At 71.2% G+C, this 19,417-nt stretch carries 21 protein-coding genes; 8 read left to right on the top strand and 13 right to left on the bottom strand.

All coding sequences use genetic code 11. The features are described 5' to 3' along the window. Window positions 1-134: 134 nt before the first annotated feature. Together ACIQ7M_RS28210 and ACIQ7M_RS28205 are read left to right on the top strand one after the other, a co-directional pair. Window positions 135-575, top strand: coding sequence for a glutaredoxin domain-containing protein (locus ACIQ7M_RS28210; protein ID WP_403649556.1), 441 nt, complete (start codon window positions 135-137; stop codon window positions 573-575). A gap of 33 nt (window positions 576-608) precedes the next feature. Next, window positions 609-968, top strand: a complete 360-nt coding sequence (locus tag ACIQ7M_RS28205) for a hypothetical protein (RefSeq protein ID WP_403649553.1) — start codon at window positions 609-611, stop codon at window positions 966-968. Between the two features lie 19 nt (window positions 969-987). Here ACIQ7M_RS28205 and ACIQ7M_RS28200 read toward each other — a convergent pair whose 3' ends face one another. After that, on the bottom strand, window positions 988-1,590 hold the full coding sequence (locus ACIQ7M_RS28200; RefSeq protein WP_403649549.1) for a hypothetical protein: 603 nt from the start codon (window positions 1,588-1,590) through the stop codon (window positions 988-990). A gap of 361 nt (window positions 1,591-1,951) precedes the next feature. Between ACIQ7M_RS28200 and ACIQ7M_RS28195 the strand changes: the two genes are divergently transcribed. Then, window positions 1,952-2,524 carry a GNAT family N-acetyltransferase gene (locus ACIQ7M_RS28195; protein ID WP_403649546.1) on the top strand — a complete coding sequence of 191 codons (573 nt, stop codon included), beginning with the start codon at window positions 1,952-1,954 and terminating at the stop codon, window positions 2,522-2,524. Between the two features lie 94 nt (window positions 2,525-2,618). Here ACIQ7M_RS28195 and ACIQ7M_RS28190 read toward each other — a convergent pair whose 3' ends face one another. Together ACIQ7M_RS28190 and ACIQ7M_RS28185 are read right to left on the bottom strand one after the other, a co-directional pair. Next, a complete protein-coding gene (locus ACIQ7M_RS28190) occupies window positions 2,619-3,830 on the bottom strand; it encodes a S8 family peptidase (protein ID WP_403649543.1) in 1,212 nt (403 codons plus the stop codon). 323 nt (window positions 3,831-4,153) lie between these two features. Then, window positions 4,154-6,025 (bottom strand): hypothetical protein, encoded by a 1,872-nt coding sequence (locus ACIQ7M_RS28185; protein ID WP_403649540.1) that lies wholly within the window; start codon window positions 6,023-6,025, stop codon window positions 4,154-4,156. A 292-nt stretch (window positions 6,026-6,317) separates the two neighbouring features. Between ACIQ7M_RS28185 and ACIQ7M_RS28180 the strand changes: the two genes are divergently transcribed. After that, complete coding sequence (locus tag ACIQ7M_RS28180; protein WP_403649749.1) at window positions 6,318-8,345, top strand: HelD family protein; 2,028 nt, start codon at window positions 6,318-6,320, stop codon at window positions 8,343-8,345. 5 nt (window positions 8,346-8,350) lie between these two features. Here the strand turns inward: ACIQ7M_RS28180 and ACIQ7M_RS28175 are convergent, their stop codons facing one another. After that, window positions 8,351-8,818, bottom strand: a complete 468-nt coding sequence (locus ACIQ7M_RS28175) for an HIT family protein (protein ID WP_403649537.1) — start codon at window positions 8,816-8,818, stop codon at window positions 8,351-8,353. Window positions 8,819-8,970: 152 nt separating this feature from the next. On the opposite strand from ACIQ7M_RS28175, the gene ACIQ7M_RS28170 reads away from it, so the two are divergent. Beyond that, window positions 8,971-9,411 carry an ester cyclase gene (locus ACIQ7M_RS28170; RefSeq protein ID WP_389841887.1) on the top strand — a complete coding sequence of 147 codons (441 nt, stop codon included), beginning with the start codon at window positions 8,971-8,973 and terminating at the stop codon, window positions 9,409-9,411. Window positions 9,412-9,435: 24 nt separating this feature from the next. Here ACIQ7M_RS28170 and ACIQ7M_RS28165 read toward each other — a convergent pair whose 3' ends face one another. Beyond that, on the bottom strand, window positions 9,436-9,690 hold the full coding sequence (locus tag ACIQ7M_RS28165) for a histidine phosphatase family protein (RefSeq protein WP_403649534.1): 255 nt from the start codon (window positions 9,688-9,690) through the stop codon (window positions 9,436-9,438). Further along, window positions 9,678-10,208 carry a serine hydrolase domain-containing protein gene (locus ACIQ7M_RS28160; RefSeq protein WP_403649531.1) on the bottom strand — a complete coding sequence of 177 codons (531 nt, stop codon included), beginning with the start codon at window positions 10,206-10,208 and terminating at the stop codon, window positions 9,678-9,680. Before ACIQ7M_RS28160 ends, ACIQ7M_RS28165 begins: the two co-directional genes overlap by 13 nt. Before the next feature lie 582 nt (window positions 10,209-10,790). On the opposite strand from ACIQ7M_RS28160, the gene ACIQ7M_RS28155 reads away from it, so the two are divergent. Further along, window positions 10,791-11,624, top strand: a complete 834-nt coding sequence (locus tag ACIQ7M_RS28155) for a PIG-L family deacetylase (RefSeq protein WP_403649528.1) — start codon at window positions 10,791-10,793, stop codon at window positions 11,622-11,624. A gap of 396 nt (window positions 11,625-12,020) precedes the next feature. On the opposite strand, the gene ACIQ7M_RS28150 is transcribed toward ACIQ7M_RS28155, so the two are convergent. Continuing rightward, a complete protein-coding gene (locus tag ACIQ7M_RS28150; RefSeq protein WP_403649525.1) occupies window positions 12,021-13,496 on the bottom strand; it encodes an MFS transporter in 1,476 nt (491 codons plus the stop codon). Between the two features lie 64 nt (window positions 13,497-13,560). On the opposite strand from ACIQ7M_RS28150, the gene ACIQ7M_RS28145 reads away from it, so the two are divergent. Further along, window positions 13,561-14,343, top strand: a complete 783-nt coding sequence (locus ACIQ7M_RS28145) for an ArsR/SmtB family transcription factor (protein WP_403649522.1) — start codon at window positions 13,561-13,563, stop codon at window positions 14,341-14,343. Window positions 14,344-14,502: 159 nt separating this feature from the next. Here ACIQ7M_RS28145 and ACIQ7M_RS28140 read toward each other — a convergent pair whose 3' ends face one another. Beyond that, entirely contained in the window at window positions 14,503-15,210 is a 708-nt protein-coding gene (locus ACIQ7M_RS28140) for a carbon-nitrogen hydrolase family protein (RefSeq protein WP_403649519.1), read from the bottom strand. 165 nt (window positions 15,211-15,375) lie between these two features. Continuing rightward, complete coding sequence (locus ACIQ7M_RS28135) at window positions 15,376-15,822, bottom strand: anthrone oxygenase family protein (protein WP_386978406.1); 447 nt, start codon at window positions 15,820-15,822, stop codon at window positions 15,376-15,378. 91 nt (window positions 15,823-15,913) lie between these two features. Between ACIQ7M_RS28135 and ACIQ7M_RS28130 the strand changes: the two genes are divergently transcribed. Further along, entirely contained in the window at window positions 15,914-16,492 is a 579-nt protein-coding gene (locus ACIQ7M_RS28130) for a TetR/AcrR family transcriptional regulator (protein WP_403649515.1), read from the top strand. 138 nt (window positions 16,493-16,630) lie between these two features. On the opposite strand, the gene ACIQ7M_RS28125 is transcribed toward ACIQ7M_RS28130, so the two are convergent. The 4 genes from ACIQ7M_RS28125 to ACIQ7M_RS28110 all read right to left on the bottom strand — a co-directional run bounded on the left by ACIQ7M_RS28125 (window position 16,631) and on the right by ACIQ7M_RS28110 (window position 19,242). Continuing rightward, the gene (locus ACIQ7M_RS28125; protein ID WP_386978400.1) at window positions 16,631-17,068 is read right to left on the bottom strand and encodes an SRPBCC domain-containing protein; all 438 of its coding nucleotides are present in this window, start codon (window positions 17,066-17,068) and stop codon (window positions 16,631-16,633) included. A gap of 34 nt (window positions 17,069-17,102) precedes the next feature. Next, window positions 17,103-17,447: an ArsR/SmtB family transcription factor gene (locus ACIQ7M_RS28120; RefSeq protein WP_403649512.1), complete on the bottom strand. Its 345-nt coding sequence runs from the start codon at window positions 17,445-17,447 to the stop codon at window positions 17,103-17,105. After that, window positions 17,444-17,908 (bottom strand): SRPBCC domain-containing protein, encoded by a 465-nt coding sequence (locus tag ACIQ7M_RS28115; protein WP_403649510.1) that lies wholly within the window; start codon window positions 17,906-17,908, stop codon window positions 17,444-17,446. The genes ACIQ7M_RS28120 and ACIQ7M_RS28115 overlap by 4 nt, the downstream gene beginning before the upstream one ends. 287 nt (window positions 17,909-18,195) lie before the next feature. Continuing rightward, entirely contained in the window at window positions 18,196-19,242 is a 1,047-nt protein-coding gene (locus tag ACIQ7M_RS28110) for a hypothetical protein (RefSeq protein ID WP_403649508.1), read from the bottom strand. Window positions 19,243-19,417: the final 175 nt, after the last annotated feature.

The raw sequence follows: 19,417 nt of genomic DNA, 5'->3' as shown, positions 1-19,417 counted from the left end.
GGCGAGACGGGACGGAGAGCGAGGCGGGGACGGAGAGGGAAGCAGAGGCGGAGGCTGAGGCGGCGACGGAGGCTCAGGCAGAACAGGCGCCCTGGTCCGATGCACACGCCGACCCGTCGGTACCCTGCGTCATCATGATGCGTGTCTGGATCCTGCCGATGCTGCTCGTGCTCTGCGGTTCGGCCGTCGCGACGGGGATGGTCCTCAAGGGCACCCCCGCCACGGCCGCGGTACTCCTGTTGGCGTTCCTGGCGCTCGCGGGCGTGAACTCGCCCCTGATCTTCCCGAGGTCCATCGACGCGGGAGAGGCACAGCGTCGCAGCGCGGTCGACGGTCGGCCCATCGTCTACTGGCGTCCCGGTTGCACGTACTGCATACGTCTGCGCCTCCGACTGGGCCGTACTGCCCGCCGCCTGCACTGGGTCAACATCTGGCGGAACCCGGCAGGAGCCGCCGAAGTGCGGGCGGCCAACGACGGCAACGAGACCGTGCCGACCGTCGTCGTGGGGGGCCGGCCACACACCAACCCCGATCCCCATTGGGTACGCGAGAAGCTCTCCGACCGCCCCAGGTGACGCGCTCCGCCCTCGTACCCATATTGTGCGGCCATGGCGGTCATGGATGTTCGCAACGACAACACGGGCTGGCTCGTTCTGTGGCTGGAGCCACTGGGGGAGGATCGCTGGCTGAGGCCTGGTGAGACCTTCCGTGTCCGATCCGACTACGACGGCGCCGAGTCGGCGTTCTCGATCACGTCCTGGGTGAACGAGGAGGACCGGGCCGCCGGGATCGAGAACGTGGCGGTCTGGATCGAGGCCGGTGACTGCTACGCCCAAGTGACCGATGACGCGGGCGACATCGTCGAGTGCGGCCACCATCGGCCGGAAGAGATCGACAGGAAATGGACCGAGGCGGCGGAGAAGGCGCGCGAGCGCGTGAGCGAGCTCGAGCCCCGACGGAACCCTTGAGACAGGATCCTCACGCGCCCTAGCAGGCTTGGCCGTTCGCAGTGGCCGAGGCATCGGCCAGGTTCTGGCGACACAGCCCGAGAGCCTCCCGTACGAGCCGGCCTTCGTCGTCGTCAGCCGTCTCCAGAAGCGCACCGGCGGCGCACAACGCGTTCCAGAAGTCCACGGGCCTGCCGCGCGGTGCACGGGGCATTTTCCGGGCGAGGGAGAGGAAGGCAGTGGCCAATTCGCCCTTGAAGAGGTTGCGGGCCAGTGCGAGTGCACGGCCGGTCGCGATGCCCCCCGATGCGCCGAAGGCGTTCCTCAGCAGGCGCTGTACTTCCGTCTCCCGCTCGTCCAAGAGCCGGGGAACGTCGAACACGCCGTGGATCTCCAGGACTTTGCCACACAAGTCCTCCTCGCCCGGGCCGAACTCGGAGTAGATCTCGTGGGAATCCGGGCCCAGCCGCCGCAAGTCGGGGGCCGACAGACCCAGTGCCAGGCAGACGGCCCAGACCGCGCCGTCCCAGTCCCCGGTGCGCGCCGCGAGTTCGGCGAACACACCGACGGGCGGAACGCCTTCCCGCAACCGGTCACCCGCCACCGTGACCAGCACACGGTCGCCACCGCCGTGATCTGCCACGCACCAGCCTCCTCGTCACAGGCCCGACCGCCGCCGCTCGCGTCGGAACCTGTGCGGAACGCTACCGGCCCAAGGACAGCGCCAGGACTCGGCCTCCTTCCTACGGAATCAGTGGCGGTGGTCACGGCCCCACCGCCAAATGCGAAGACGTACTTCACAGGGCGTACCGCGGATTCAACTGTTGCGGCTGGCCGTTGTTGCAAGCTATGTGCAATAAAGTGGATTCGCGTGGATGCACATGGATGCGCATCCCAGTCAGTCACTACCTGCGCCGGGGGGCGTCTTGCCGTATCCGAACACGGCCGAAGCCATACACGCATGGACTCACGGGTGGGCCGTCTCGCGTGGTGCGGCCGAACCTGTGCCCGCCGCCTGGGGGTTCACCGTTGACGTCGGACTGCCCGGGCACGTCGTGCGCCATGTTCTGTCGGCCACCGACGAAACGGTCGTCCGTAAGATCACCGAGAACACGGTCGCCCCCGGCGTCTGGCTCAAGACGCCCACGCCGCCGGAGACAGTCACGTCCTGGCTCGGGCCCGGCTGGTCCCTCGCCGGCGGACCCGGTTTCCTGATGTCCGCTCCTCCGCGCCCGGCCCGCGCCGAAGCCCCACCGGCAATCGCCGAAGGGTACCGGCTGGACACCTGGACCAGGGCCGGCCTCACCCGTGCCCTGGTCCGTTCCGCCGACGGCGCCTTCGCCGCACGCGGTCAGGTCGCCGTCACGGGCTCCGCCTATGTCGTCGACCAGGTCGAGACCGACTCCGCTCATCAACGCCGGGGTCTGGGACGCCTGTTGATGTACAAGCTTGCCGAGGTCGCGGCCGGACAGGGGGCCACGACAGGTGTGCTGGTCGCGACACCTGAGGGCCGAGCCCTGTATGAGACGGTGGGATGGCACGTACTGGCCCCGCTGACCAGCGCCGTACGGAACTGAGCCCTGCCCGACGCCTCGACGCCGGCCCGGGAGCGCGGGAAGCTCGACCGGAGGATCCGGCCGAGCTTCCTGCCTCCAGCGCCGATCTCCCTGCTCAGGGAATGAGCTTCAGCAGCTTGTTCGGGGAGCCCGAGCCGATGCCGCTGAGGACTCCGCTGGTCGCGCCGTTGACCAGCGCGCTGCCGACGGTCGCGGGGGAAGCGCCCGGGTGGGCCGTCAGGTAGAGGGCGGCGGCCCCGGAGACGTGCGGGGCGGCGAACGACGTGCCGTTGCCCGTGTACGTGGCCGAGTCGGAGGTGTTCCAGGCCGCCGTGATGCCGGAGCCGGGGGCGAAGATGTCCACCCTGGAGCCGTAGTTGGAGTAGCTCGCCCGCGCGTCCGTGCTCGTCGTCGCGCCGACGGTCAGCGCTTCCGTGACCCGGGCGGGGGAGTAGTTCGACGCCAGGGCGCCCGAGTTGCCCGCCGCTATCGAGTACGTCACCCCGGAGGCGATGGAGTTCTTCACCGCGGTGTCCAGCGAGGTGCTGGCGCCGCCGCCGAGGGAGACGTTGGCGACGGAGTTGGCCACATGGTTGGCGGTGATCCAGTCCACGCCCGCGATGACTCCGGCGGTCGTGCCGGAGCCGTCGTTGCCGAGGACCCGTACGGCGACGATCTTCGCCTTCTTGGCCACGCCGTAAGTGGTCCCGGCGGCGACGGTCGCGACGAACGTCCCGTGGCCGTAACCGTCCTGTGCGGTGGCGTCGTTGTCGACGAAGTCCCATCCGTAGGAGGCGCGGCCCGCGATGTCCTGGTGGGTGATCCGCACACCGGTGTCCAGCACGTACACGGTCGACCCGCTGCCCCCGTCGTCGGGAGAGGTGTACGTGCCGCTCAGCGGAAGGTTCGTCTGGTCGATCCGGTCCAGACCCCAGGGAGCATTGGTCTGGGTACCGAGGGTGTGGACGACCTGGTCCTGCTCGACCGAGGCGACGTCGGGGTCGGTCGCCAGCCTTCTGGCCTGGGCGCCGGTGAGGCGGGCGGCGTAGCCGTTGAGCGCGGAGGTGAACGTCCGCCTGACGGTCCCTCCGTACTCGGCCACCAGGCTCTTTCCGCGCGGGGCGGTGGCCTTGAAGCCGACGTTCTTCTTGAGCGTGACGATGTAGCTGCCGGGAACGGCGTCGGAGGAGTTCGCCCCTAAGACGGTTCCCTCGGCCGGTGTGGCCTGGGCGGGGAGGGCGGAAAGCGCGCCGACTGCGGTCGCCGCGGCGGCCGTTGTGGCGATCGCCGCGGCGATGCGCCGCTTCATGGTGCGTACTGCTGCCATGTGGGGAGGTCCTTTGCGATCGGGCGCGGAATCCTGGTGGGGATCCCCGCCGAACCATGCGTGGCACTCGGGTCGGTGCCACACGGCGACCTTGGGTTCCGTGTCCGGCGATCGGAAAGGCATTACATGCACACGTCATGAATCTGTCACGCGTGGCCATCCTGCGCAGCACTGTGGCCACAGGGGGGCCACGTCACCGCGGCGAGAGGGGCTGCGACCGCCGCCCGCCGACGGTTGTGGATCGCTGGGCGCCGCCAGGCGGTCGTCAGGCCCGCCGCGCGCGGGCGCAGGCAGTCGTCAGGGCCGCCGTACGCCCCCGCTCGTCAGGCCACCGGCCCCTGACCCCCGCGGACCCGCCGCCAAGCCTCGGTGAACAACGCGGGAAGCGTGTCCGGCAGGAGCTCGAAGGCCCGCACCTCGTCCCCGGAGAAATGCAACTGCGCCCCGATCAGAGGCACTTTCCAGGTCTCCATCGGTGGCAGAGGCTTCTTGGCGTGCGCCCACGGCCCGGGCAGGAAGATCGTGCGTCCCGCGCGGGCCCTGCGGTCCTCGACCACCAGGGCACGCACCGTCAGCTCTGCCGCGGCCGCCTTGTGGCGGGCCGGGGTCCACGCGTTCCAGCGCCGTACATTGCGGTCCGACGGGGCCGGGAGCAGCAGGAGTTGGAGGAAGAGGGCGGCGGCGTCCTCGGACAGGCCGAGGGTGGCGACGACATCGGCGACCAGGTCCGGGACACAGGCGCGCGGGTCGGACTCGTAGCGGCCCGGAGGCAGATCGCCGGCGGCGACCCGGGCGGTGACGCGGTCGCCGGAGCCGTCCGTGAGCCAGTCGGAGCGCCGGTTCCCGAGGCTGTAGCGGGCCATGCTCTCGTTGAGCAGCCCGGCCGCGGCGTCGCCCGCGGCGAGCAACTCGCGCAGATGGCGGACGACTTCGGGCATCCCCTCGCGCACGGGGTCCCCGGCGGGGAGGTCCGAGTACGCCCACGCCAGGCCGGCGAAGACGGCGTCCACGAGGAAGTCGGCCTCGTAACGGCGCGTGATGTCCCACGGGGTCCGCGGGACAGGCTGCTCGGGCGGGCCGGGCCGGGCGCCCGGGAGGAAGTCCGGTGGCACAGCGGAGTTCGCCGGGGCGAGGAACAGATGGCACAGGTGGGCCGCCGGCATCCGGGTCTCCAGGGCGACCGCGGCCTGCCAGGTGCTCCACGGCGGGGCCGGGCGGGCGCCCTGCTGCCGTGCCCAGGCCGCGGCGGCGCGCTCCGCGACGCGGACCAGGCCGCCCGGCTCCCACAGGTCCGCGGGGTCCTCGGGCATCACCTCGGCGAGCAGGGCGCTTCGCCCCGAGTCGCCCAGCATCGCCAACTCTTCGCGCGCCGAGTCGAGTTCCCCGTTCTTGAAGCCGAGCACGGTACGTTCGTGCTGGTCGAGGCAGGGCTTGTAGTAGCTGACCGCGCCGGGGTTGCCGGCCAGGACGAGGGCCGCGGCGGGGCGGCTCAGCCCGGTCGCCTCGCTCAGGGCGAGTACCGCGTCCGCGGCCCAGTCGACCGGGCCGCGCTCGCGGACGAGCTCCACCAGGCGCCGTAGCTGCTCGGGCGCGCCCCACGCGTGCCGGCGGTCCACGACGTGCAGCGGCGCCTCGGGGCGCGGGGCGGCCTCACCACCGGGCAGAACGGCCTCGAAGTAGAGGGTTCTGCGCGCACCCGGCAGGTGCAGTCCGAAGGAAACCCCTTGATGGTCGCGGGCGTTGAACGAGATCGGTCCGGCGAGCCGACCCACGCGGAAGCGGTAGGCCGGATCGGCGAACGGCGTGCCCGCCCACATCTCCAGGAAGCGGAGCACCACTTCGCGGCGCTCCGGCCGGGTCGCTGGGGACGCCGCGCGCAGGGCGAGCCCGCCCGTGCGTCCCACGACGTCCGTCCAGGTGCCGGATCCGGGAAGCCGGACTTTCCGTCCGCTCGGATCGGGTGCCCAACTGGCGATGATTTCCGGCCAGGTGCCCTCCGGTGACCGGTGGACCTCCTGCTGCCCCGGATCGAGTGCCCGACTGCCTTCGATGTAGCGTCCGATGCGCTCGATGTCCTCGAAGGTGCCGAAGCTCCAGCCTTCCGGGACGTGGACGAGACCCCCCAGGGCGCCGCCTATCGCGTGACTGTCCCGCATGGGGGGCGGCGGAGGCGGAGCCGTCTCGATGTCGTTCATGGGTCAGATCATGGCGGACGGCACTGACACGCCGGGCCGTAGGGGCGTGCGGCGAGACGGGCGTACGGCGAGCGTCTCGACGTGCGGCGCTGCCCACTTTCCCGCAGGATTTGGCACACCTCTCCTCCGGCCGCCGCGTCCGCCCAGGCCCGTCGCGGCCGAGGGCCCACTGCGACACCAGGGAACTGTGACTGCATAGTGGAGGGTCGATTCGAGGAGAGGACCGCTGTTGCCGCCGTTCAATGAGGGTGCCGCAGAACAGGTCGAGGCGGAGCAGGCTCACGTGGCCGCCATGTACGGGCTGCTCGACGAGCGGTTGGCGGACGTACGCGCGCAGTTGGCCGATGTGCTGAGGTCGCGGGCCGACAGCGCGGGCGAGGTGTACGAGCGCGACGCGGCCGCGGAGCGACTGGCGCGGGGCCTCCGTCGGCTGGAGGGGGCCGAGGAGGGGCTGGCGTTCGGCCGGATCGACAGGGGGGACGGAACCGCCCTGCACATCGGACGGGTCGGGCTGCACGTGGACGACCGCGATGTACCGCTGCTCGTCGACTGGCGGGCGGACGCGGCGCGGCCCTTCTACGAGGCGACGGCCGTCCATCCGATGGGGCTGCGGCGGCGCCGTCATCTTCGCGTCGAGGACCGTGCCGTACGAACGGTGAGCGACGAGGTCCTGGACGGATCCGCGGTCGCGACCGACGACGTCGTCGGCGACAGTCCCTTGACCGAGGCGCTGGAGGCACGGCGTACGGGACGGATGCGTTCGGCGGTGGCGACGCTGCAGGCGGAGCAGGACGCCATCGTCCGATCCCCGCACCGGGGGGTGACGGTGGTGCAGGGCGGCCCCGGCACGGGCAAGACCGTGGTCGCGCTCCACCGGGCGGCATACGTCCTGTACGCGTTCCCGGGCGCAGCCGCGCGGGGTGTGCTGGTCCTCGGGCCGAACACGCGGTTCCTCGACTACGTGTCCCAGGTGCTTCCCTCGCTGGGGGAGAACGATGTGCTCCTGGCGACCTGCGAGGAGCTGGCCGGGGTGGTGCCCGGGGCCGCGGAGCCGTTCGACGTCGCGCGCCTCAAAGGGAGTTCCGCGCTGGCCGAGGCGCTCGCGGACCTGGTCCGTTCCCGGCAGGCCCCTGGCAGCGGCTTCACGGTGCGGGTCGGGCAGGAGCAGGTCCGTCTGGAGAGCGTGGACGTCGCCGCGGCGCGGGAGGCCGCGACGGCGAGCGGTCTGGCGCACAACCGTGCCCGGGAGGTGTTCAAGGAGCACCTGATCGGCACGGTCACGGGTGCCCTGGAGCGCGGCGCCGTCGAGGCACTGCGACACATCGACGCCGAGGTCGCCGAGAGCACCGGCATGAATCTCGATGCCGCGGCCGCGTCCGACCTGCGGGCGCTCGGTTTCGACGACGCTCCGGCCGCCGACCCGGCCGAGGTGTTCGACGCCGAGACCGCCCGCACGAACCTCATGGACGACGATCATGTCGACAGCGCGGTGGAATCCCTCTGGCCGCGACTGACGCCCGAAGGGCTCGTACGGACCCTGTTGGTGGACCCCCGCATGATGACCAGGCACCTGGCGTCCCTCACCGGCGACGAACGTGCCCGGTTGGTCCGTCCTCCTGACGCCCCGTGGACGGATGCCGATCTGCCCCTGCTGGACGAGGCGGCAGCCCTGGTGGACGGGCCGCCGGAGCAGTCGTACGGACATGTCGTGGTCGACGAGGCCCAGGAGCTGACCGCCATGCAGTGGCGGATGGTGATGCGCCGCTGCCCGGCCAGGTCGATGACGCTGGTGGGCGACTACGCCCAGGCGGGTGCCCTGACGGTGGCCAGCGACTGGTCCCAGGCGCTGGGCCCGCATCTCGGCGGCCGGTTCGCCCTGCACACACTGACCGTCAGCTACCGCACGACACAGGAGATCCTGGAGACCACCCACGGCCTCCTGTCCCGGATCGCTCCCGGACAGACACCGAGCCGTTCGATCCGCCACGGTGAGTCCCCGCGGCGGCTCACCGCGACACCGCACGCCATCACCACCACCGTGGCCGAGGAACTCCGGGAGCAGAACGAGGCCCACCCGAGTGAACTGCTCGCCGTGATCTGCGCGGACGACCGGGTCGAGGAGCTGGCGTCCGCGGGTCTCGCCCGGTGGGCCCGCCTCGTACCGGCCTCCGAGGCCCGCGGCCTGGAGTTCGACGCGGTCGTCATCGTCGCCCCGGAGGAGATCGCCACGGCCCGCCCCAGCGGCGAGCGTGACCTGTACGTCGCCCTCACGCGCGCCACCAAGAGACTGTGCACGATCGCCGTGGACGCGACATCGTGATCGGCTCACCGAATTTTCAGGTGGTCATGAAGTCGAGCTCGGAGGGAGCGGGCGATCTCGTCCGCCCGGTCGTTCGTCACGTGCTCCGCCGCCGGACGCCGAAGCAGCTCGAACACGCCCGGCCCGCGATGTTCGGGCCGCAGATCCGCCTTACGCGGAACGATGTGGAAGTGCACGTGCGCGAAGCCTTCGGCCTCGGCGAACTGCACGACGTACGTCTTCGCGCAACCGGTCGTCTCCCGCAGGGCCCGGGAGAGCTTGACCTGCCACATTCCCAGGGTGGATGCCTCGGCGTCGGTGAGGTCATGCACCGCGGCGACGTGCCGACGAGGCAGCAGCACCAGCCAGCCGGGCACCACGGTGTTGAAGGCGTGTGCCACCCGCCAGTATTCGTCATGCGCGACGCACTCACGGGGCGGCAGGTCGTCGAACTCCGCTTCCTTGCCGCACGCGAAACAGTCGGGAGTCGTCATGAACGGGGATCGTAGAACTGTCTCTCGGTGAACCGCTCCTCGGCGGTCGGCCGTCCGGGGACCCCTGGCACGGAGCGGGCCATCGCGATGCAGCGGGGTGAACAGGCGGAATACCCGGTTTGTGTCAGGTTGTGGATGGCGAGACTGAGGCCATGAGTACCTCGGAAACCACCCTCGCCAAGAACAAAGACCTGGTGCGCGCCTTCATCGACGCGCTGTTCACCAAGGGCGACCTCGGCGCGGTCGATGAGTACCTCGCCGAGGACTTCGTCGACCACGACCCTCCGTTCAACGCGCCGGCCGACCGTGAGGGCATCCGCTCCGCCGGCGCGCTGTTCCGGGAGGCGTGCCCCGACTGGCACAGCGAGCCGCAGCTGATGATTGCCGAGGGCGACCTGGTCGTCGAGCACTTCACCGCCGGTGGGACGCAACGCGGTGACCTGCTCGGGGTACCGGCCCCGGCCGAAGGCCGCCCCTTGACCCTGCACGGCACCAACATCTTCAGGATCCGGGGCGGACGCATCGTCGAGCGGTGGGGTCGGCCCGACGAACTCGGCATCCTGCGCCAGCTCGGGATCGTCCCGCAGATGTAGCGACACCCCGGCGGCGCGGGAGGATCACGAACCCCTTGGCTCCCCTGTGGCCGGGACGACCGGGTCGCCCGGGGCGGGGCGCGTCCGCGGTGGGGGAGCCAGGGGCATGTCGAACGTCGGGCTGAAGTTCCATCCCAGCAGGCTGGGCCTTGCGTCGTACAGGGCGAGACGTCCGATGGGGGCGGTGCACAGTGCCAGGTTCGCGCCGGCGGCGCCGGGCAGACCGAGCCATCGGACGGTCAGGACGCGGATGAGATTGCCGTGGGTCACCAGCACCACGTCCCTGCCTCCCGCCAGCCGATGGCTGTTGGTGTCGCTGCACTGGAACGCGCTGCCGGGGATGAAGGCGACCGGATGCCGGACGGCGTAGGACAATAGTTGGGAGGGGGCGAAGGTCCGGTTCGGATCGGCCACGAAGGCCTGCCGAAGTCCGGGTCCTCGGTGAAGTTGAACAGACCGCTGCGCATCTGCGCGAGATGACGCAGCGTGATGCGGTCACCTTCCGGGACGCCCCGTACGTACTTCGAGACGGGATCGTCCAGGCCCACCTTCTTCTGGTCGACCAGGCGCAACAGCGCGGTGACCGTGAAGGTCTTGGTCACGCTGCCGACGCGCATGTTGAACCTCGGCGACATCGGCGCGTTCGTCGCCTCGTCGGCGGTGCCGAAGGCCCGCACGTAACTGCCCTTTCCCGGGGCCCACAGGCCCACCGTCACACCGGGCGTTTTCGTGGTCTTCAGTACGTCCTTGATGGCGTGGTCGAGCTGCGCGGTGACGGCCGGCGACAGCTTCCGCATGACCGGTTCCGCCGAGCGGGATCCTTCCCCCGGTCGGGACCCCTCTGCCGAGCGGGACCCTCCGTCGAGGGCATGCCGTCGAAGGCCTGCGCCCCCGGGCCGGCCACCAGAACCGTGCCGGCTGCCAGGGCCGCGCCGATCGTCACGAGCGCGCCACGTCGAGCCGCGGGACGAGCGCGGTCAGTGATTCAGGAACCGCGGGGCATGTGCTGCGCCTTTCACCGTCCGGGTGGGCCCTGTGCCGCCTTCCCGTCTTCTTCGCCAACTGTCGTCCCGTCCAGTCGGCGATTCCTCTGCTCCAAGAGCGGTTCGCGGCATCCGTCGAAGTGATGACGGAGGCGCCGGCCTCACCCTCGTTGCTGACACAGAACCCAGGGTGAACCGACGCCGGGCATCGTTTCCGGGCAGCGCCGGGAACAGCCGGCCCGGCCGGCACGGTTGCATCGACAGAGGGACCGGCGCCACACGGCCGGGGCACGCGGACCGTAAGGTCGTCGGCCCCGCCGGGATCCGGGCCCCAGGATCGCGGTACGCCCGCCGCGCATCCGGACCCAGACGTACTTCCGCAGGAGGAACCGTTTCATGATCGACCGGCCCTTGACGCTCATGGCAGTGCACGCCCACCCCGACGACGAGGCCACCGGAACCGGAGGGGTCCTCGCGCGGTACGCGGCGGAAGGCATCCGCACGGTTCTCGTGACGTGTACCGACGGCGGTTGCGGGGACGGACCGGGGGGTGTCAAGCCGGGCGAACCCGGGCACGATCCGGCGGCGGTCGCCTTGATGCGCCGTCAGGAACTCGAGGCGAGCTGTGACGTCCTGAAGATCAGCGATCTGGAGATGCTGGACTACGCCGACTCCGGGATGACGGGCTGGCCGAGCAACGACGCCCCCGGTTCCTTCTGGCAGACCCCCCTGCGGGAAGGGGCGGCCCGGCTCGCGGAACTCATGCGGCACTACCAACCCGATGTGGTCGTCACCTATGACGAGAACGGCTTCTACGGCCACCCCGACCACATCCAGGCCCACCGCATCACCATGGCGGCGCTGGAGATGACCGAGCTGACCCCGAAGGTCTACTGGACCACGATGCCCCGCTCGTCGATGCAGCGGTTCGGCGAGATCATGCGCGAGTTCCACGAGGACATGCCGGAACCCGATCCGGCCGAAGCCGCCGCGCTGGCCAAGATCGGCCTGCCCGACGACGAGATCACCACATGGGTGGACACCACTCCGTTCAGCGGCCAGAAGTTCGACGCGCTGGCCGCGCACGCCAGTCAGGGCGAGAACATCTTCTTCCTCAAGATGGGCAAGGAGCGGTTCGGCGAGCTGATGGGCATGGAGACCTTCGTACGTGTCCAGGACGCCACCGGCGCGGCCGTGCCCGAGAACGATCTCTTCGCTGGACTGCGCTGACCCGTCCGCCCCGAAGACCAGGGAAGCGCATCGACCGCCGGTACGGGCCGGGCGGACCGGACGAGCCCGGCCGCCCGATCCGACGCCGGTCGCGGGACTCCGGAGACTCCAGCGATCGGTGCGAGTCGAGTCCGGCGCAGGCACCGAGCCGGATCCACTCCTCGCGACGGTCGCGCAGGGTGGTGGCACCTGCGCCTGCGACGGACCCGGCGTGCGGTCCTCCCGTGACCGACGTGTGCCGGTCAGGTGTACCGAGGCGGCGTCGGATCGACGGGCGCGTCCCCTCTCCCGTGGCGCCGTGGCGCCGTGGCGCCGTGACGCCGTGACGCCGTGACGCCGTGACGCCGTGACGCGGGGCTCGGGAGTGACGCGGGGGCCCGGGAGGATCCGGCGGCCTCAGCGGGCCCGGGCGGGAGCGGCCCGGCGCCCGGCCACCGCGGCCGTCACCGACGCCAGCAGGAACGCCGCCGAGGCGATGACCGCCGCCGCGTGCAGCCCGCCGATCATGCCGCCCGCCGCGCCGAGGAGGGTGCCGAAGAGGGCCACGCCCACGGCGCTGCCCACCTGTCGGGACACGTTGAACACCGCCGACGTCACACCGGCCTTGTCCGCCGGGCTCGCCTCCATGATGGCCACGGTGGCGGCCACGACGGTGACGGGCGTCGCCAGACCCGTCGCCATGAGCGCGAAGAGCAGCACCGGGTAGGAGGTGTCGGGGCCGGCCACCAGCCAGCCCAGGAAACCGGCGCTCCCGAGCACCAGCGCGCCGGCCATGGGCAGATACGGACCGCCGCGGGCGGTCAGGCGGCTCGACAGCGGTGCCGCGAGGAAGCCCATGCAGACCGACGGCAGCAGGGCGAACCCGGTACTCAGCGGGCTGAGTCGACGTTCCTGCTGGAAGTACAGCGTGGCCACGAACAGCATCCCGTAGTAGCCGAAGCTGAGCAGCAGGCCGATGAGGTTCGTCGCCGTGAGCCGGATCTCGCGGAACAGCGACAGCGGCAGCAGCGGCCGCCTGCCCTCCGGCCGCAGCACAGCGCCCTTCTCCAGACGCAGTTCGACGGTGACGAAGGCGGCCAGGGACACCACGCCCCCCGCGAACAGCGTCAGCACCTCCGGCGACGACCACCCCGCGCTCCCCGCCTCGTTGAGCGAACCGGCCACCCCGAGCAGCCCGACCACGCCGAGGGCCAGACCGGCCGGGTCCATCCGGCCCGGCCGGGCGCGCCGGCCGGGAGCCGGCACATGACGCAGGGTCAGCAGCACCGCCACCGCGGCCACCGGCAGGTTCACCCAGAACACCGAACGCCAGTCGAAGCCCGAGACGAGCAGCCCGCCGACCGCGGGTCCGGCACCGAAGGCGACGGCCGAGACGAGCCCCCAGTGGCCGACCGCCCTGGCACGCTGGGCCCGGTCGGGGTAGGCCGCTTGCAGCAGGGCCAACGACGCGGGGACCAGCAGCGCGGCCCCGGCACCCTGAGCCAGCCGGGCCGCGATCAGGACCTGCGCCGAGGGCGCCACCCCGCAGCCCACCGAAGCGGCCGCGAAGACCCCCAGGCCCGTCAGGAACAGCGTGCGGTGCCCGAAACGGTCCCCGAGTCCGCCACCCAGCAGCAGCAGTCCGGCGAAGAAGGCGCTGTAGCCGTCGACGATCCACTGCATGTCCGACGCACCGGCGTGCAGCGAGTCCTCGATGGAGGGCACCGCCACGTTCACGACCGTGACGTCGAGCATCACCAGGAAGTAGCCCAGGCTCAGCGCGATGAGAGGCGGCAGCGAGAGGGACGACCGCCCCGGTGGCGCCGCCCGGGCGGGGGCGGCAGGGGCGACAGGGGCGTGCGAGGGGGATGGAGCGGGATCCGTGGAGGTCATGTGATCAGTCTCGGGCCGCAATACTTCGTCCTCCGTCGAAGTGTCGTCGCACTAGGCTGGCCGCATGACCAGGACGACGACCGGTCGGCACCCGGACCAGATCCACCACCAGCCCGACATCGCCAGGGCGGCCGCCCTGATCGCCGATCCCTCCCGCGCCCGGATGCTCAAGGCACTCAGTGACGGCCGCGCACTGCCCGCCGGTCTGCTGGCCGCAGAAGCAGGCGTGAGCGCCGCGACGGCGAGCGCCCATCTGGGCAAACTCGTCGAGGCCCGCCTGGTCACCATGGAAAGCGTGGGCCGGTGCCGCTACTACAACCTGGCCGGCCCCGACATCTGCCTCGCCCTGGAAGCCCTGGCCGTCATCGCGCCGCCCCTCCCGGTCACCTCACTGCGCGAGAGCAGCACCGCCGGCGCCTTGCGCCGCTCGCGCACCTGTTACGACCATCTCGCCGGCCAACTGGGCGTGGGCCTGCTGGAATCCCTGCTCAAGGCCGGTCTGCTCGTCGGACACGACGGCACCCACCGGCCAGACGCAGCGGTGCGCGACGGCGCGAGGGGATACGGACACGACGTCGACTACCAGCTCACCGAGACCGGCCTGGAGGAACTGGCCCGGTTCGGTGTCGACCTGGCCCGGCTGCCGGCCCGCCGCCCGCTGATCCGGTACTGCGTGGACTGGAGCGAGCAGCGCCACCACCTCGCCGGCGCGGTGGGCGCGGCCCTGACCGCCCGGCTCTTCGCACTGCGCTGGCTGCGGTACGGCTCCAGCCCCCGGGTCGTCCATGTGACCGAGGACGGCGCCGACGGCCTGGCCGACACCTTCGGCCTGCGGCTGGCGGACTGAGCCCGCCCGGGGGAGCCTCCATTGCGGCCGAGCGGTGTACTCCTTGCGGAGGCGACCGACCCGGTGGACCGGGAGACGGAGGCTGGAGTCAAGGTCTTTCGTCCGGATCGGGGAGCGGCGCCCGGTCAGCCGAGGACGACGGTCATGCGAGGAAGACGGTCAGCCGAGGATGACAGTCAGCACCTCGCCGGGCGCGGAGCCCGCCTGCGCCACCGGCGAACCGTTCGGGGACCACACCCCGGAGCCGCCGGACGTCTCTTGGTACTCCCCGCTCTGTCCCGCCACGGTCGACAGTACGACCCATACGCCGTGCGCCTGCGCCCGCTCCCGCATGTGCGCGTCCCGGCGGGCGGACTGCTCGGGGCCCTCGCCGTAGAGCGTGCCGGCGACGTACGCGTCGATGCCCAGCGCCGCGGTTCGCGCCGCGTGCTCCGGCACCGCGGCGTCCCGGCACACGGCGAGTCCCAGCCGCCAGCCGTCCACCTCGAAGACCACCGGCTTGTCGCCCGGGGTGAAGCGGATCCCCTCGGCGCCGTGCAGGTGCATCTTGGCGTACGCCGCCTCGGCGCCCTCGCCCGTGACGGCCAGCATCGCGATGTACTCGCGTCCGTCCACGTCCTGCCAAGGGGCGCCGGCCAGTGCGGTCGATCCCGTGCTGCCGCAGGCGTCGATCAACGGGGCGAGGCGGGGATCGTCCGCCGCCACGGCCGGTGCGGCGAGGTCGTATCCGGTGAGCGACAACTCGGGGAAGACGATCACGCGGGCCCCGGCGCCCCGCACCGCCTCGGCGTGCAACACGGCGTTGGCGGCGACGTCCGGACCGGCGCAGCGGGGCTGGGCGACGGCGACGGTCAGAGGTTCGGGCACAGGGCACTCCGGTCCGGTGTGGGGGAACATCGGCCACCCTAACCTCAGGCCGATGAGGGCCTCCGGATGAAGGCCCTCGGTGGATGCCTACGGGGCGCCGGCCGATGACACGCCCGACCGGCGATCGACGCTCCGAAGGAAGCGGCGCGGTCCTGGCCCGCGGGTTCAGGCGAGGGCGGCGGCCAGCAGGGCGAAGGCGGCGATGATGACGGCGACGCGGACGTAGTGGAAGCGGTCCCAGTGGTTCATCTGCTGCTTCCAGTCCTCGGGCAGGCCGTCGGCGGTCCACGTCTTGACCCGGTTGTTGATCGGGACGAGCAGCAGGATCGACATGACCACGCTCAGGATCAGCAGCGCGGCGGCGGTGACGACGAGTCCGGCGCCGTGGTGGTCCCATCCGGCGACGGCCCACACCACGCTGAGGACGAGCGAGCCGATGTACCAGAACGGCATCACGGCGCCGAGCAGTCGGGCCCCGTGGGTGCGGCCGCGCAGGCCGTTGTCGCCGGGGAGGCCGTTGAGGATCGGATTGACGAAGAAGGCGACGGAGAACTCCACCCCCACCATCACGCCGACGACCACGGTGGTGAAGACCTCGAGTGCGTTGAGCATGATGACCCCTCCTGAGATCTAGCGTTGCTAGGCGATGAGGCAACGCTAGTACTACTGCCGCTCGATTGTCTAGCGATGCTAGGATCGGGTTATGTCGGTACAGGAACGCAAGGAGCGTGAGCGGGCGGGCCGCGAGCGTCTCATCGTGGCGACGGCCCGCGAACTCGCGGAGCAGCAGGGCTGGGACGCGGTCACCACGCGTCGGCTCGCCGAGCGCATCGAGTACAGCCAGCCCGTCCTCTACAGCCATTTCCGCGGCAAGCGCGAGATCATCGGTGCCGTCGCCCTCGAGGGTGCCGCCGAGATGGCCGTGGTCCTGCGGGCCGCAGCCTCCACAGCGGACGGCCCGCGCGCCCGGGGCACCGCCCTCGCCCGCGCCTACCTCGACTTCGCCGAGCACAACCCGGCGGTCTACGACGCCATCTTCCAGCTCGACGGCGGCCTGCCGTTCGCGGACGAGGACACCCCGGAGCCGTTGAAGGACGCCTTCGCCGCCCTGCTGGAGAGCCTGGGTGAGGTCGCCGGGGACGGCGTCCACCCGGCACTGTTCACCGAGGTGTTCTGGGCGGCCCTGCACGGGCTGGCGACCCTGACCCGGGCGGGGCGGCTTCCACCGGGGGACGCGGAGCGGAGGGTGGAACTGCTGGTGGACCGGCTTGCCAGGGCCTGACACCAGTTGGCGTGCGGCCGGACGGGAACGAAGAAGCCCCCGCCCGGCGGGCGGGGGCTTCCAGATCCTTTCGAGAGCGCGCCCCCGGCGGCGACCGCTCGTGCGAGCGCGCCGGGCGCCAGCCACTCGCGGATGGGGTCAGTGCCAGTTGCTGATCCGCACGTCGTGCGGGTGCGGTGCGCCGGCGCCCGTCTCCACCAGGGATTTCAGGCTCATCAGGAACAGTGCCCACTTGGTGGTGCAGTGGTTCATGAACTCCACCTGCTCGCGCCAGCCTTCGTGCGCGAACAGGATGATCGTCCACTCGCCTTCCTGCTTGAGGTCGAAGGTCACCGTGGTGCCGACCCATTCCTCGGGACCGGCGACGACCTCCCACCGCACCCGGGTGTCCGGGAGCAGTTCGAGGACCTTCATGTCGAAGCCGCCGACGTCGCCGAAGCGGAACTGCAGTACGTCGTCTCCGCTGCCCTCGGTGTCGGTCGTCCACCACGCGGCCAGACCGTCGACCGTGGTGAGTGCCTGATAGACCGTGTCCCGGGCCGCGGTGGTGCCGACCCGGTGCAGGATGTCCGCCATCTCGATCTCCTCGCTTCTTCGCGTTCTCGGCTCGTTACTTCTTCTCGTTCTTGGCTCGCTGGATCGCCTCGGCGATCTTCTTGACGCGTTGCAGTCGGGCGTCCCACAGCGCGCCCACCGACTGCAACTGGGCCACGGCGCGCGCCAGTTGCGCTTCGTCGACGTGGTAGCGACGCTCCCGGCCGGCCGCCGTGGACCGAACGAGTCCGGCCCGGTCGAGCACGGTCAGATGCTTGGTCACGGCCTGCCGGGTGACGGGCAGGCGGGCGCTGAGGGTCGTCGCGGTGCCCTGGCCCTCGGCCAGCAGCAGGTCGATCATGCGGCGCCGGGTCGGGTCGCCGATCGCCGACCACAGACCGTCGTCGACGCCGGTGTTCATCGCGCGCCCGCCGCCTGCTTGGCGGTTGCCGCCAGACGGGGCAGATAGAAGTCCCAGCCCTGCCGGTGGTCGTTGTAGTGCGCCTCGAGCACAGCGGCCTCCCAGCCGCGTTCGCGGTAGCCGCTCTCGCGGAAGCGGAGCGTGGTCCCCTCACCCGACGGGGCGAGTTCGAAGGTCACCAGCAGCGAGTTGCCGGAGGCCGCGGTCTCCCCCTCCTCGTAGGTCCACCGGAACGACAGGGTGCGCGGCGGATCGGACTCGACGACCGTGAACGGCGCGGAATTGCGGGTGCCGCTGCTCTCGTCCGTCCAGGTGAGGCTGCCCGGCCTCCCGGGGGTCGCCTCGAAGTCGGTCTCCGCGCTCCACCAGTCCCGGATGTGCTCGGGGTCGGTGAGTACGTCGAACACCACCTCGGGCGGGGCGTCCACGTACAGCTCGCGCTCGATGCTCCCGTGCTCCATGTCCGCAGCCACCTTTCGCAACCTTTGGTTGCACATCACGATAGGCGACACCGCCGCCTTTCGCAACCGAAGGTTGCTCATTGGTGCCGGGCCCGCGGTATTGGATCTACGGTGTCGGACCCGCGGTGTCAGGCCTGCGGTGTCGGACCCGCGGTGTCAGGCCTACGGTGTCAGGCCTGTGATGCTGGGCCCGCACGCCGGGCCACCCGCTGCGGAGCGGGAACCGGTGGCGGGCACACGGCTGTCCCGCCGGGAATCCCCTGTGTCCTGTATCCGGTGTCTGTCCGTCAGCGCGAGGCGGCCGCGCGCAACGCCCACTCGTGTGCCGCCGCGGTGCGCAGGGCGGCCTCAAGGTGGAAGAGCTCGCCCGACAGGGAATCGTCACCGCCGAAGACGCGGTCGGCGAGTTCGGCAAGCGTGTCGCTGCCGTCGGGCGTCGGGGCGAACAGCACGTTGTACAGCGCGTCGCAGCTCTCCGGCTCGACGTCGGCGGCCCCGACGCCGGTCCAGACATGTGCGCACCGAAGTCGCAGCAGCGTGATGAACGACCGCAAGGCGTCCCACTGGACGTCGGGGTCGGCGCAGGCGTTGAACCGCGTCCGCAGGGCGGCGTACAGCTCGGGCAGACCGAGGCCCAGTACGCGCGTACCCGCGTACGTCCACAGCGCCGATCCGGTGCCGGAGCCGCAGGCCTCCCAGCGGGAGTCCCACAACAGGCGGGTGAAAGCGGTGCGCGCGGGGCCGCCGTGCAGGGAGATCCCCAGGATCAGGCCGCCGTTGCAGTCGACGGATGCGTGGTTCTCACCCCATGCGACGAGCCGCCCCAGCCACGCCGGGTCCTCGGTCTTCCGGGCGAGGACGGGCAGGAACTCGGGGAACAGCGCGGCCCCTTCGTGCTTCTCCAAGGCCTCGGCGATCGCGCCCCGCAGCTCCTCGCACGGCAGGTGCAGCAGCCCAAGACACGCGTCCCTCGACACCTCGTGCAAGCCGTCGACGTGCTCCCACAGCAGGGACGTGGCCGGGGTGTACCCCAGGCGGCCCACCGCGTGGAGCACGCCGGACGGTACGTCCTCACGCAGCCGGCCCCCGTCGACCGTCGCCTCCAGCAGGCGCGCGGCCAGCTGCCGGTCGCCGTGGCGGGCGAAGACCGGCACCAGCGCCTCGTGCGCGGCGGGCGCCGACAGGAACAGCGGCAGGAGCGCCTCCGCATCGGCTGAGCCACCGTGCCGGAGCACGGCCTCGGCGGCCATGGACTCCCATTGCCGCGCCGCTCCCGGGGCGTCGACGCCCGCGCAACGGTCGAGTATGGCCTGCGTGGCCGGGGACAGTGTCAACGTGGGAACCGCCTCTGTGTGGACAACACCGCCGCACAGCATGACGGAGACCGGTCACGCGATGCCACGCAGTTTCCCCACCCGGCCAACCCGGCACGCCCACCTCGCGGTTCCCGCTCAGCCCGCCCGCGAACAGCGCCAAACCCCCGTGACCCAGGAGCAGTTCACCATCAAG

The sequence above is a fragment of the Streptomyces sp. NPDC096324 genome, from assembly GCF_044763015.1.
Taxonomy (GTDB): domain Bacteria; phylum Actinomycetota; class Actinomycetes; order Streptomycetales; family Streptomycetaceae; genus Streptomyces.
The sequence above is the reverse complement of the archived record's forward strand: the minus strand, read 5'-3'. Positions and strand labels throughout refer to the sequence as shown.